The organism is Streptomyces misionensis (assembly GCF_007896895.1).
In the GTDB taxonomy this organism is placed as follows: Bacteria; Actinomycetota; Actinomycetes; order Streptomycetales; family Streptomycetaceae; genus Streptomyces; species Streptomyces misionensis_A.
Genome location: NZ_VOGW01000121.1, coordinates 34829 through 46853 on the forward strand (window position 1 = coordinate 34829; position 12025 = coordinate 46853).

Below are 12025 nucleotides of genomic sequence, written 5' to 3' on the forward strand. Positions count from 1 at the left end.
GACCGGCACAGCGGGGGGGCCCGGCCCCCGCCGCCCCGCCCCCAGGGCCGGCGCACCGCTCCGCCCGCCGCCGGGCGTCACCCCGGCCGTGGAGGGGACGGGCCCGCCCTTCGGCGGCGGGGGGGCGGGGGGCCCGGCTGCGCCACGGCGGGGGGGACGCCGGGCGGCGGGCTGAGCGGTTCGCCGTCCTTGGGGGCGGGGCGGCTGGTGCCGGGCACCCAGGCGGTGCCGTTCCAGTACCGGACGTAGCCGGGGATGGACGGGTCCGGGTAGTAGCCCTCGCGGGGCCTGTCGTCACCTGGGGCCGGAGTTGGGGCGCTCATGTCCGTCGTCCCGTATCTGCTCGTGGGTGGGATGGGCCTCCCACATCTATCAGACGCGGGCATCGGCCACCGCCAGTCCCGCAGGACCCACTCCTTCCGGGCAACGCCGGGCGCGCCCGGTGCGCCGGGGAGAAAAAAATTCCTCCGAACCCGCGTAATGCCCGTGCCGCCGCCGCCTCTCCCCTGGTACGGGCCCGCCCCCGCGGTCCCGCGCACGTCCCCGACAGACAAGGAGACCCAGGTCATGCAGCACACGGTGGTGGAGCGGGAACTCGAACTCAAGCTGATCCTGTCGCCCGAGCGGAGCATCCCGGTACCGGCCCTGCTCGTCTACCGGGGCGACGACCCGTACGCCGTCCACATCGTCTTCCACATCAACTCCGAGCACCCGGTGCACTGGACGTTCGCCCGCGAGCTGCTGGTGGAGGGGGTGTTCCGGCCGTGCGGGCACGGGGACGTGCGGGTGTGGCCGACGAAGGCGGACGGGCGCAGCGTGGTGCTGATGGCGCTGAGTTCGCCCGACGGGGACGCGCTGCTGGAGGCGCCGACCCCGCAGGTGTCGGCCTGGCTGGAGCGGACGCTGCGCGCGGTCCCGCCGGGGACGGAGGGCGGGCAGCTCGGCATCGACGACGCGCTCGACCAGCTGCTCGCCCGGTGACCCGGTCCCCGGCGCCGGGGGCCGGGCGGCGTCAGAAGATCTTGCCGGGGTTGAGGATGCCGAGCGGGTCGAACACGGCCTTGACGCCCCGCTGCATCTCCACTCCGACGGACCCGAGTTCCCGCGCCAGCCACTCCTTCTTCAGCACTCCGACGCCGTGTTCGCCGGTGATGGTGCCGCCGAGTTCCAGACCGAGGGCCATGATCTCGTCGAAGGACTCGCGGGCCCGCCGGGACTCGTCCTCGTCCTGGGCGTCGAAGCAGACGGTGGGGTGGGTGTTGCCGTCGCCCGCGTGCGCGCAGACGCCGATCGTCAGGCCGTACTCGGCGGCGATCCGCTCGATGCCCTCCAGCATGGCGCCGAGCTTCGAGCGCGGGACGCACACGTCGTCGATCATCGTGGTGCCCTTGACCGCCTCCAGCGCGGGCAGCGAGAGCCGCCGGGCCTGGAGCAGCATCTCGGACTCGGCCGCGTCCTCGGCCGGGACCACCTGGGTGGCGCCGGCCGCCTCGCACAGGGCGCCGACGGCGGCGAGGTCGGTGGCCGGGTCGGGGGTGTCGAAGGCGGCGAGCAGCAGCGCCTCGGTGGTCTCCGGCAGGCCCATGCGGGCCATCGCGTTGACCGCCCTGACCGTCGTACGGTCCATCAGTTCGAGCAGGGAGGGCAGGTGACCGCGCTCCATGATGTGGCAGACGGCCTCGCAGGCGGCCGCGGCGGAGGGGAACTCGGCGGCCAGCACGAGCTGTCCGGGCGGCTTGGGCTTGAGGGCGAGGACCGCGCGGACGACGATGCCGAGGGAGCCCTCGGAGCCGACGAACAGCCGGGTGAGGTCGTAGCCGGCGACGCCCTTGGCGGTGCGGCGGCCGGTGGACAGCAGGCGGCCGTCGGCGAGGACGACGTCCAGGCCGAGGACGTACTCGGCGGTCACCCCGTACTTCACACAGCACAGGCCGCCGGAGCCGGTGCCGATGTTGCCGCCGATGGTGCACATCTCCCAGCTGGAGGGGTCCGGCGGGTAGTACAGGCCGTGTTCCTCGACGGCCCGGGAGAGGGTCGCGTTGATCACGCCCGGTTCGACCACGGCGACCCGGTCGACGGGATTGATCTCCAGGATGCGGTCCATCCTGACGAGGGACAGCACGATGCAGCCGTCCGAGGCGTTGGCGGCGCCGGACAGGCCGCTGCGGGCGCCCTGCGGGACGACGGGGACGCGCAGTTCGGTGGCGGTGCGCATGACGTGCTGCACCTGCTCCACGGTGCGCGGCAGGACCACGACGGCCGGGGCCCCGGCGGGGCAGAAGCCGGCCATGTCGTGGGCGTAGGAGGCCGTGACGTCCGGGTCGGTCAGGACGGCCTCGGCGGGCAGGCCGGCCAGGAGCCGGTCGGTGAGGCTACCGGTTGCTGCGCCCGCTCCCTCGCGGTGCGCTTCGATGCGGCTCATGATCACAGGTTCGCACTCACAGCCATCGGTGTGAACCCCGTCAGCCTCCTGCCTCACCCGGCGCGATCTTCTTGTCGTACTGACGCACAGTGAGCGCCATGGACAACCGAGTGAGCGAGCCGGGTACGTCCCTGATGAGCGAGCCGTCCACGCCGCGCCGTTCCCGGCGACTGCTGCGGCGGGTGCTGGTGACCGCGCTGACCGGCGGGCTGGTCGCGGGCGCGGTGCTGGCGGTGTGGCCAGGACTGCGGTCCGGGGCCGCGAGTCCGCCCGCCGCGGGGCCGCGGGCCCACCCGGCGCAGGTGCGCGCCCCGGCGCTGGCGACGCAGGCGCTGGCCGCGGTGACCTCCGGGGTGCCGGCCGCGCTGCCCGCCCTGACGGCGCTCATCGGGGAGCAGGAGCAGCGGGTGCGGGCGCAGCCACAGGACGCGAGGGCGTGGGCGGTGCTGGGCACGGCGTACGTCGAACGGGGCCTGCGTACGGACCGGACGGCGGACTTCCCGAGGGCCGAGCGGGCCTTGCAGACCTCGCTCCAGGTGGTGGACGAGGAGCGGAACCTCCAGGCGCTGGACGGGATGGCCGCGCTGGCCCTGGCGCGCCGGGACTTCCCGGAGGCGAAACGATACGGCGAGCAGGCGCAGGAGCTGGCGCCGAAGCGGTGGAGCTCGTACGCGCCGCTGATCGACGCGTACAACGGGCTCGGCGACTACGAATCCGTCGGCACCGCCCTGGAGAAGCTGATGGCGCTGAAGCCCGCGCCGGCCGAACGGCCCGCCGTGATGGCGCAGGCCGCGGCGGTCTACCGGAGCCGGGGCTGGCGCGAGGACGCGGTGGCCCAGCTGAGCGACGCGGCGGCCGCCGCCCGCTCCCCCGCCCAGCAGGCCGCCTGTCTGTCCCGGCTCGGACAGCTGGCGTTCGAGCGCGGCGACATGCAGGACGCGCTGCGCCACTACGACGAGGCGCTGCGGCTGGACGCCGACGAGCAGGCGGCACCGTCCGGCCGGGCGCGCGCGCTGGCGGCGCTGGGACGGCCGGCGGAGGCGGTGACCGCGTACCGGACGGCCCTCGCCCGCCGGGCCGACCCGCGCGACGCCCTGGAGCTGGGCGAGCTGTACGAGTCGCTGGGCCAGGCCGGGGAGGCCCGGCGGAGTTACGACCAGGTGGCGGAGCTGGCGAAGCGGGAGGCCGCGGGCGGGGTCGACGACGAGCTGGTGCTCGGCCGGTACGAGGCCGACCACGGGGACGCGGCGGACGCCGTGGAACGGCTGCGCGCCGAGTACGAACGCCAGCCCGGGATCGAGGTGGCCGACGCGCTCGGCTGGGCACTGCACCGGGTCGGCGAGGACGACGAGGCACTGGAGTACGCCACGACCGCGACGGACGGCACGAAGGGCGGCGGCCTGCGCAGCGCGCTGTACGCCTACCACCGGGGTGCGATCGAGGCCGCGCTGGAGCTGGAGGGGCCCGCGCGTCGCAGCCTCCAGGAGGCGCTGCGCATCAACCCGTCCTTCTCGCCCCTGTGGGCCCCGCAGGCGAGGGCGGCGCTGGAGTCGCTGGGCGAACCGCAGGACGTGGACGTGCCGGGGTGAGACGGGGGCGGGGCCCGGCGTGTGGGGTGCCGGGCCCCGCTTCTCGGGAGTGGCTCAGAGGTTGCCGCGCTTGGCCTGCTCGCGCTCGATCGCCTCGAACAGGGCCTTGAAGTTGCCCTTGCCGAAGCCCATCGAGCCGTGCCGCTCGATCAGCTCGAAGAACACGGTCGGCCGGTCCTGGACCGGCTTGGTGAAGATCTGCAGCAGGTAGCCGTCCTCGTCGCGGTCGACGAGGATCTTCAGCTCGCGCAGGGTCTCCACCGGCACACGGGTCTCGCCGGCCCACTCGCCGAGGGTGTCGTAGTACGAGTCCGGGGTGTTCAGGAACTCGACGCCGGCCGCACGCATGGTGCGGACGGTCTGCACGATGTCGTTGGTGTTCAGCGCGATGTGCTGGACGCCGGGACCGCCGTAGAACTCCAGGTACTCGTCGATCTGGGACTTCTTCTTGGCGATCGCGGGCTCGTTGAGCGGGAACTTCACCTTCAGGGTGCCGTCCGCGACGACCTTCGACATCAGCGCGCTGTACTCGGTGGCGATGTCGTCGCCCACGAACTCCTTCATGTTCGTGAAGCCCATGACCTTGTTGTAGAACCCGACCCACTCGTTCATCCTGCCGAGTTCCACGTTGCCGACGCAGTGGTCGATCGCCTGGAAGGTGCGGTGCTCGGGCTGCGCGACGATCGGCTCGGCGGCCACGAAACCGGGGAGGTAGGGGCCGTCGTAGCCGGAGCGCTCCACCAGGGTGTGGCGGGTCTCGCCGTAGGTGGCGATGGCGGCGAGCACCACGGTGCCGTGCTCGTCCTTGACCTCGTACGGCTCGTCGATCGAGCGCGCGCCCTGCGCGACGGCGTACTCGTACGCGGCGCGGGCGTCCGGGACCTCGATGGCCAGGTCGATGACGCCGTCGCCGTGCTCGGCCACGTGCTGCTCGATGAAGCGGCCCCAGTCGCTGCTCTGCTTGATCACCGAGGTGAAGACGAACCGGGCGGAGCCGTTCTCCAGGACGTAACTGGCGGTCTCGCGGCTGCCGTTCTCCGGTCCGGAGTAGGCGACCAGCTTCATGCCGAAGGCGGAGGAGTAGTAGTGCGCCGCCTGCTTGGCGTTGCCCACGGCGAAGACGACCGCGTCCATTCCCTTGACCGGGAAGGGGTCGTCCTGCCGGGCGGTCGTGTCGGGAGTGTGCTGTGTGGTCTGCGTCATAGCGGAAGGGTGACCGGACTCTGCAAGGTGCGCAATAGTTCGCGTATTCACTGGGCAATCTGTTAGGCGGAACGGCCCATCGGCCGGACTTTCTGTACAGGCTGACCACCCCGGGAGGGGCTGTGGCGATCGATCATCTTGACGGGCGCATCATCGTGCTGCTGGCGCGGGAGCCGCGCGTCGGCGTGCTGGAGATGTCCCGGCGGCTCGGGGTCGCCCGGGGGACCGTGCAGGCCCGCCTCGACCGGCTCCAGGCCAACGGCGTCATCCGCGGCTTCGGCCCCCAGGTGGACCCGGCGGCCCTCGGCTATCCGGTCACCGCCTTCGCCACGCTCCAGATCCGGCAGGGACAGGGGGCGGACGTGCGCGCCTACCTGGCGACGGTGCCCGAGGTGCTGGAGCTGCTGACCACCACGGGCAGCGGCGACATGCTCTGCCGCCTGGTCGCCCGTTCCAACGCCGATCTCCAGCGGGTGATCGACCGGGTCGTCGGCTTCGAGGGCATCGTCCGGGCCTCCACGGCGATCGTGATGGAGAACCCGGTGCCCCTGCGGATCATCCCGCTGGTGGAGCAGGCGGCGGAGGAGTAACGGGGGGCTGTCGGCCGGGAGTTGACGCCCGGAACTTGATGCAAAGAAGACGTTGCAAAGGAGGGTTTGCAACGCTACCTTTGCATGCATGACGGAGCCCGAGGTACCCACACCGCGCCGACTGGACGCCCGCTCGCTGCGCGGGCTCGCCCACCCCCTGCGGATGCAGCTGCTGGAGGCCCTGCGCCTGCACGGCCCGGCCACGGCGTCCCAACTGGGCGAACGCCTGGGCGAGTCCAGCGGGGCGACCAGTTACCACCTGCGCCAACTGGCCGACCACGGCTTCGTCGAGGACGCCCCCGAGCGCGGCAAGGGGCGGGAGCGGTGGTGGCGGGCGGTGGACCGGGGGCTGACGTACGACAGCGCGGACTTCGAGAACGCGAGCCCCGAGGTGCGGGGCCTCGCGGAGGTCTTCCTCCAGGAGGCCGCGGCACGGCACACCCGGGAGCTGACCACCTGGCTCGGCACCCGCGACCAGTGGTCCGCGGCCTGGTCCCGCGCCACCGACATGAGCGACATGTCCCTGCGGCTCACGCCGGAACTCGCCGCCGAACTCATCGAGAAACTGCACCAGTTGGTGGACGGCTACCGCAACCGCGTCCCCGACCCGGACACCCCCGGGGCGGAGCAGGTACGCGTCCACACGCACCTGTTCCCGCTCTCCTCGAAGTGACCCGGCCCCGAGCGGCCCGCCCCGAGTCAGCCAACCCGAAGTGAGAGGCAACGCCATGGAGATCACCGTCCAGCTCGCCCGGCACCACCGCGCCGACCTCCGCGCCCGGGCCGCCGCCCACCACGCCGCCACCGCCCTGAACCCGCCGACCGCACTGCGCACCCGCGTCGGCTGGAGCCTGGTAGAACTGGGCCTGCGCCTCGCCACCACGCCCCGCCCGACCGCACCCGCGTTCGCACGCTAGGGGAGCCGTCCGAGGCGGCACTTCTAGCAGCTCGGAACCGAGCCCGTCCCCTTCTCCAGCGAGACCAGGGAGTCGACCGCGCTCTTCAGCGTGGTCACCGGGACCAGCCGCAGTCCCTTGGGCAGTTCGGCCTTCGCGTCGGCGCACTCGGCCTTCGGCACCAGGAAGACGGTGGCGCCGTCCCGCCGGGCGGCCTGCGTCTTCAGGGCCACGCCGCCGACCGCGCCGACCCGGCCGTCCGCGTCGATCGTGCCGGTACCGGCGATGGTGCGGCCGCCGGTGAGATCGCCGCCGTGCCCGTCGCCGTGCAGCTTGTCGATGATCCCCAGGGTGAACAGCAGGCCCGCGCTCGGGCCGCCCACGTCGGCGAGCTTCAGGGTGACCCTGACCTTGTCCGGGCTCAGGCCCAGGTACTTCAGCGCCGCGCTGGTCGCCGCGTCCTGCGACTGCCGCATCTGGGCCGTGTTGTGCTGCTCGATCTCCTTGAGGGTGTCGCCGGTCGGATAGACGGCGTCGCGGGGCATCACGGCACGGTCGGTGCGGAACCAGTTGCCGATCACATCGCCGAGGGAGACACGGGCGTCGGGGCCGGTCGCCACGATGGTGACCATCCGCAGCTGACCGCTCGGCCTGCGCGCCCGCGCGCCGTCGACCGTGATCACCTGGGTGCCCTTGTTCGCCCCGAGCACGTTCGCCGTCATCCCGGGCTGCGCCACGGAGAACGGCAGCGGCGCGAACACCGCCGTGGCGAACAGCGCGGCGATGGGGAGGGCGCACACGGTGAGGGCTTGGCGGCGCGTGAGACGTGAGAGCACGGGTTCAATTTACGTGACGTGGTGTGCGCGGCGGCGCCGTGGCCACCGGGGCGTTCACCGCAGCGCCTCCGCCACCTCCCGCGCCGCGTCCACCACCCGGGGACCCACCCGCTCCGGGACCGAGTCCGCGAGCATGACGACGCCGACGCTGCCCTCCACCCCGGTCACCCCCACCAGAGGTGCCGCCGCCCCGCACGCCCCCGTCTCCAGCTCACCCCGGGTCAGGGTGCACGAGGGCTCGGCGGAGGGGGCGCGGCGGGCCGCGAGGATGGCCCGGCCCGCGGCACCGCGGTCCAGCGGATGCCGGAAGCCCGCGCGGTAGGCCACGTGGTAGTCGGTCCAGGACGGCTCGACCACGGCCACGGCCAGCGCCTCCGTGCCGTCGACCAGGGTCAGGTGCGCCGTGGCCCCTATGTCCTCGGCCAGCGAGCGCAGCGCCGGCAGCGCGGCCTCCCGTACCAGCGGGTGCACCTGCCGCCCGAGCCGCAGCACCCCGAGCCCGACCCGGGCGCGGCCGCCGAGGTCGCGTCGTACGAGAGCGTGCTGCTCCAGCGTGGCGAGCAGCCGGTACACCACGGTCCGGTTCACGCCCAGTTTGTTGGACAGCTCGGTGACGGTCAGCCCGTGGTCGGTGTCGGCCAGCAGCTTGAGGACCCGCAGTCCCCGGTCGAGCGTCTGAGAGGTCTCCGCGGTCACGACCCCCACTCCTTCGGCGGTGAGGTCGGCGGGCCCCCGAGCGGACAATGCGTCACCGAGTCCCGTCGGCGACGCGCTCCAGAGGCCGCCGATCGGCAGGACGGCCCGGCGGCTCCGGACCCTGTCGCTTTCACGGCTGCGCTCCGCGGCGGCGCTGCCACGGGGCGTATGCGTAGCGGGACAGTAGCGAAGGGGGTTCGCTGAGCGGAAGTCTTGGTCCAGAATCCGGTCAGGACCGCAGGCGGACTGAGGGTATTCGTCCCTTTACGTACGGCAGCATAGAACCGGCCCGCCCCGAGGCCCCACCGGCTACCGCATCCGCGTCGCCCACTCCTGCACCTTGGCGATGCGCTGCTTGAGCTGTCCCGCCGTGGCCTCCGCGCTCGGCGGCCCGCCGCACACCCGGCGCAGCTCGGTGTGGATCACCCCGTGCGGCTTGCCGCTCTGGTGGACGTACGCGCCGACCAAGGTGTTGAGCCGCTTGCGCAGCTCCATCATCTCCTTGTGGCTGACCACCGGGCGCCGCTCGGCCGGCAGCTCCAGCAGGTCCGCCTCGGTGTCCGGCTTCTTCTTGCTGTGCGCGATCTGCCGGGCCTGCCGCTTCTGCAGCAGCAGCTGCACCTGCTCCGGCTCCAGCAGCCCGGGGATGCCGAGGTAGTCCTGCTCCTCCTCGCTGCCCGGGTGGGCCTGCATGCCGAACTCGGCACCGTCGTAGAGCACCCGGTCGAAGACGGCCTCGGACTCCAGCGCCTCGAAGGCGAACTGCTCCTGCTCGCCGGTGTCCTCGTCCTGCTCCTTGTTCGCCTCCTCCATCTCCTTCTCGGACTCGGCGTACGGGTCCTCCTCGCCCTCCTTCTTCGGCTTGTCGAGGGCGTGGTCGCGCTCCACCTCCATCTCGTTGGCGAAGGTGAGCAGGTCGGGGACGGTCGGCAGGAAGACGGAGGCGGTCTCGCCGCGCCTGCGGGACCGTACGAAACGGCCGACGGCCTGCGCGAAGAAGAGCGGGGTGGAGATGGTGGTGGCGTACACGCCGACCGCGAGGCGGGGCACGTCGACGCCCTCGGACACCATGCGCACCGCGACCATCCAGCGGTCCTCGCTCGCGCTGAACTCGTCGATGCGCTGGGAGGCGCCGGCGTCGTCGGACAGGACCAGCGTGGCCTTGGTACCGGTGATCTCGCGGATCAGCTTGGCGTAGGCGCGGGCGGAGTCCTGGTCGGAGGCGATGACGAGGGCGCCGGCGTCCGGGATGGCCTTGCGGACCTCGGTGAGCCGCTGGTCGGCGGCGCGCAGCACGCTGGGCATCCACTCGCCGCGCGGGTCGAGCGCGGTCCGCCAGGCCTGGCTGACGGCGTCCTTGGTCATCGGCTCGCCGAGCCGCGCGGCGATCTCGTCACCGGCCTTGGTGCGCCAGCGCATGTTGCCGCTGTAGGAGAGGAAGATGACCGGCCGGACGACGCCGTCGGCGAGCGCGGAGCCGTACCCGTAGGTGTAGTCGGCGGCGGAGCGCCGGATGCCCGCGTTGTCCTCCTCGTACGTCACGAAGGGGATCGGGTTGGTGTCGGAGCGGAACGGCGTACCGGTCAGCGCGAGCCGCCGGGTGGCCGGCTCGAACGCCTCCAGGCAGGCCTCGCCCCAGGACTTGGAGTCGCCGGCGTGGTGGATCTCGTCCAGGATCACCAGCGTCTTGCGCTGCTCGGCGCGGTTGCGGTGCAGCATGGGGCGGACACCGACACCGGCGTAGGTGACGGCGACCCCGTCGTACTCGCGGCCCAGCGGACCGGCGCTGTACTCGGGGTCCAGCTTGATCCCCACCCGCGCCGCCGCCTCGGCCCACTGCTTCTTCAGGTGCTCGGTGGGCGCGACCACGGTCACCTGCTGCACCACGTGGTGGTGGAGCAGCCATGAGGCCAGCGTCAACGCGAAGGTGGTCTTGCCGGCGCCGGGCGTGGCGACGGCGAGGAAGTCACGCGGCTGCTCCTGGATGTACTTCTCCATCGCCCCCTGCTGCCAGGCACGCAGCTTGCTGGCGGTGCCCCAGGGCGCACGGCCCGGGAAGGCGGGGGAAAGGTGGTGGGACGTGGTGGAGGAAGCGGTGGTAGTCACGGTCTCCGGGGTCAAGGTCAGTCGGCTACGTATGACAACCGGGCCACCCTACCGGCGCCGCGCGCCCCTCCGGCGCCGAACGAGGCCGGGTCCTCCCAGGGTGGGACTCACGTCACAGCGGGCGCGCTCCGGCGTCTGCGGCCGCGCGCTGTCAGGGCGTCTCCGTCCGTGTCCGCGTCGTCACCCAGGCCCCGGCGAGGGCCACCACCGCCATCGGCAGGAACACGGCGGCGAAGGCGGCGGGGTGGGAGGAGGTGGACGTCGTGGTCGCGGACGTGCCGCCGCCGAGGGCGGCGAAGGCGGCGCCGGTGGCGGCGAGCAGCAGGGCGTTGGACAGGCCGTCGGAGATCTGGAGCGCGGCGGAGTTGGCGCCGGCCTGCTCGGGGGCGGACAGGCGCAGCAGCAGCACGCTGGTGGAGGAGATCACCAGGCCCATGCCGAAGCAGCCGAAGGCCCAGGCGACGGCCACGGTCCACGCGGGCACGGAGTGCCACAGCACGCTCGGCGCGGCCAGCAGCGCGCAGGTGACCAGCAGCATCCCGCCGGTCATCAGGCGTTCCCGGTAGGGCGCCAGGCGCGGCCGGGACTGCACCCAGGAGCCCAGCGCCCAGGTGCCGCCGCCCGCGGCCAGCGAGAACCCGGCGAGCGTCGGCGACAGCCCGCGCTGGGTGACCAGCATCAGCGGCACGAAGGACTCCGCCGCGATGAAGGACCCGGCGGACAGCCCGCGCAGCAGGACGACGGCGGGCAGGCCGCGGGCGGCCCGGCAGGTGCCGCGCGGCAGCAGGCCGAGGACGGCGGGCACCAGCAGCGCGACGCCGGCCGCGCCGGGCACGAGGGAGAGGGGGCGCAGGTCCTGGGCGGCGTACTGGAGGAGACCGGCGCCGAGGGAGATGCCGAGGGCGAGCCGGATACGCCGCCGGTCGATGCCGGCGGCACCCGCCTCCGCGTCGACCGGCCCGGACGCCCGGCGGCGTATCTGGGGCAGGGCGAGGGCCAGCGGGAGCACCACGAGGACCGGGATGCCGAGGAACACCCAGCGCCAGCCGAGCTGCTCGGTGACGGCACCGGAGGCGAGGGGGCCGACGACGGAGGGCACGACCCAGCTCGCCGCGAACGCCGCCATGATCGCGGGGCGCAGCCGCTCGGGGTAGGCGCGGCCGACGACGACGTACAGCGCGACGATGACCAGTCCGCCGCCCAGCCCCTGGACGGCGCGCCCCAGGATGAACACCCACATCGTCTGCGCGGTGCCGGCTATCACCAGCCCCACCGCGAAGGCCCCGATCCCGCTGGTCAGCGCCCCGAGCGGTCCGCGCCGGTCGGCCCACTGGCCGGCGAGGACCATGCCGAAGAGGCTGGTGGTGAAGTACCCGGAGAACGCGAACGCGTACAGCGCCACGCCGTGCAGCTCGCGGGCGGCGACGGGCATCGCGGTCCCCACGGCGGTCGCCTCGAAGGCGATCAGCAGGACGACGGAGACGATGCCGATACTCAGCGCCCGGTAGGCCCGGCCGAGCACACCGCCGTCCGGCTCGACGTCTTCCTCCACCACGGCATCGGCGGCACGGGATCCCAGGACACTCATGCCCGTCAGGGTAAGGCCCGCTACCGACATTGACCCCTGTCGGTGGTCCCACCTCCCGCTACGACCTTGGTCCTGGTCCCCCACCGCTCCCGTGAACGG

At 72.9% G+C, this 12025-nt stretch carries 11 protein-coding genes and 1 pseudogene; 5 read left to right on the top strand and 7 right to left on the bottom strand.

The window, feature by feature from the left end:
- Window positions 1-128: 128 nt before the first annotated feature.
- Window positions 129-323: pseudogene (locus FRZ03_RS41425) on the bottom strand (DUF2510 domain-containing protein); the annotation flags it as partial.
- A gap of 244 nt (window positions 324-567) precedes the next feature.
- Between FRZ03_RS41425 and FRZ03_RS21190 the strand changes: the two are divergent.
- The gene (locus tag FRZ03_RS21190) at window positions 568-981 is read left to right on the top strand and encodes an SsgA family sporulation/cell division regulator (protein ID WP_146466728.1); all 414 of its coding nucleotides are present in this window, start codon (window positions 568-570) and stop codon (window positions 979-981) included.
- A 31-nt stretch (window positions 982-1012) separates the two neighbouring features.
- On the opposite strand, the gene FRZ03_RS21195 is transcribed toward FRZ03_RS21190, so the two are convergent.
- A complete protein-coding gene (locus FRZ03_RS21195; protein WP_146466729.1) occupies window positions 1013-2428 on the bottom strand; it encodes an FAD-binding oxidoreductase in 1416 nt (471 codons plus the stop codon).
- Between the two features lie 92 nt (window positions 2429-2520).
- Here FRZ03_RS21195 and FRZ03_RS21200 point away from each other — a divergent pair, with 92 nt between their 5' ends.
- Window positions 2521-4011, top strand: coding sequence for a tetratricopeptide repeat protein (locus FRZ03_RS21200; protein ID WP_146466730.1), 1491 nt, complete (start codon window positions 2521-2523; stop codon window positions 4009-4011).
- A gap of 54 nt (window positions 4012-4065) precedes the next feature.
- Here the strand turns inward: FRZ03_RS21200 and hppD are convergent, their stop codons facing one another.
- Window positions 4066-5214 (bottom strand): 4-hydroxyphenylpyruvate dioxygenase, encoded by a 1149-nt coding sequence (gene hppD, locus FRZ03_RS21205; protein WP_146466731.1) that lies wholly within the window; start codon window positions 5212-5214, stop codon window positions 4066-4068.
- A 122-nt stretch (window positions 5215-5336) separates the two neighbouring features.
- Between hppD and FRZ03_RS21210 the strand changes: the two genes are divergently transcribed.
- From FRZ03_RS21210 to FRZ03_RS21220, 3 genes are all read left to right on the top strand, one after another.
- Window positions 5337-5804, top strand: a complete 468-nt coding sequence (locus tag FRZ03_RS21210) for an Lrp/AsnC family transcriptional regulator (protein WP_146466732.1) — start codon at window positions 5337-5339, stop codon at window positions 5802-5804.
- A gap of 88 nt (window positions 5805-5892) precedes the next feature.
- Window positions 5893-6477: an ArsR/SmtB family transcription factor gene (locus tag FRZ03_RS21215; RefSeq protein WP_146466733.1), complete on the top strand. Its 585-nt coding sequence runs from the start codon at window positions 5893-5895 to the stop codon at window positions 6475-6477.
- 55 nt (window positions 6478-6532) lie between these two features.
- On the top strand, window positions 6533-6721 hold the full coding sequence (locus FRZ03_RS21220; protein WP_146466773.1) for a hypothetical protein: 189 nt from the start codon (window positions 6533-6535) through the stop codon (window positions 6719-6721).
- A 23-nt stretch (window positions 6722-6744) separates the two neighbouring features.
- On the opposite strand, the gene FRZ03_RS21225 is transcribed toward FRZ03_RS21220, so the two are convergent.
- The 4 genes from FRZ03_RS21225 to FRZ03_RS21240 all read right to left on the bottom strand — a co-directional run bounded on the left by FRZ03_RS21225 (window position 6745) and on the right by FRZ03_RS21240 (window position 11926).
- On the bottom strand, window positions 6745-7536 hold the full coding sequence (locus FRZ03_RS21225) for a S16 family serine protease (RefSeq protein ID WP_146466734.1): 792 nt from the start codon (window positions 7534-7536) through the stop codon (window positions 6745-6747).
- A gap of 54 nt (window positions 7537-7590) precedes the next feature.
- Window positions 7591-8232: an IclR family transcriptional regulator gene (locus tag FRZ03_RS21230; RefSeq protein ID WP_070022713.1), complete on the bottom strand. Its 642-nt coding sequence runs from the start codon at window positions 8230-8232 to the stop codon at window positions 7591-7593.
- A gap of 309 nt (window positions 8233-8541) precedes the next feature.
- Window positions 8542-10338: a DEAD/DEAH box helicase gene (locus tag FRZ03_RS21235; protein WP_146466735.1), complete on the bottom strand. Its 1797-nt coding sequence runs from the start codon at window positions 10336-10338 to the stop codon at window positions 8542-8544.
- Between the two features lie 151 nt (window positions 10339-10489).
- Complete coding sequence (locus FRZ03_RS21240) at window positions 10490-11926, bottom strand: MFS transporter (RefSeq protein WP_146466736.1); 1437 nt, start codon at window positions 11924-11926, stop codon at window positions 10490-10492.
- Window positions 11927-12025 lie beyond the last annotated feature (99 nt).

Bases quoted from the DNA above. Each gene is read 5' to 3' on its own strand.
- FRZ03_RS21215 (WP_146466733.1), top strand. From the start codon at position 5,893: ATGACGGAGCCCGAGGTACCCACACCGCGCCGACTGGACGCCCGCTCG.
- hppD (WP_146466731.1), bottom strand. From the start codon at position 5,214: ATGACGCAGACCACACAGCACACTCCCGACACGACCGCCCGGCAGGAC.
- FRZ03_RS21190 (WP_146466728.1), top strand. From the start codon at position 568: ATGCAGCACACGGTGGTGGAGCGGGAACTCGAACTCAAGCTGATCCTG.
- FRZ03_RS21200 (WP_146466730.1), top strand. From the start codon at position 2,521: ATGGACAACCGAGTGAGCGAGCCGGGTACGTCCCTGATGAGCGAGCCG.
- FRZ03_RS21240 (WP_146466736.1), bottom strand. From the start codon at position 11,926: ATGAGTGTCCTGGGATCCCGTGCCGCCGATGCCGTGGTGGAGGAAGAC.
- FRZ03_RS21220 (WP_146466773.1), top strand. From the start codon at position 6,533: ATGGAGATCACCGTCCAGCTCGCCCGGCACCACCGCGCCGACCTCCGC.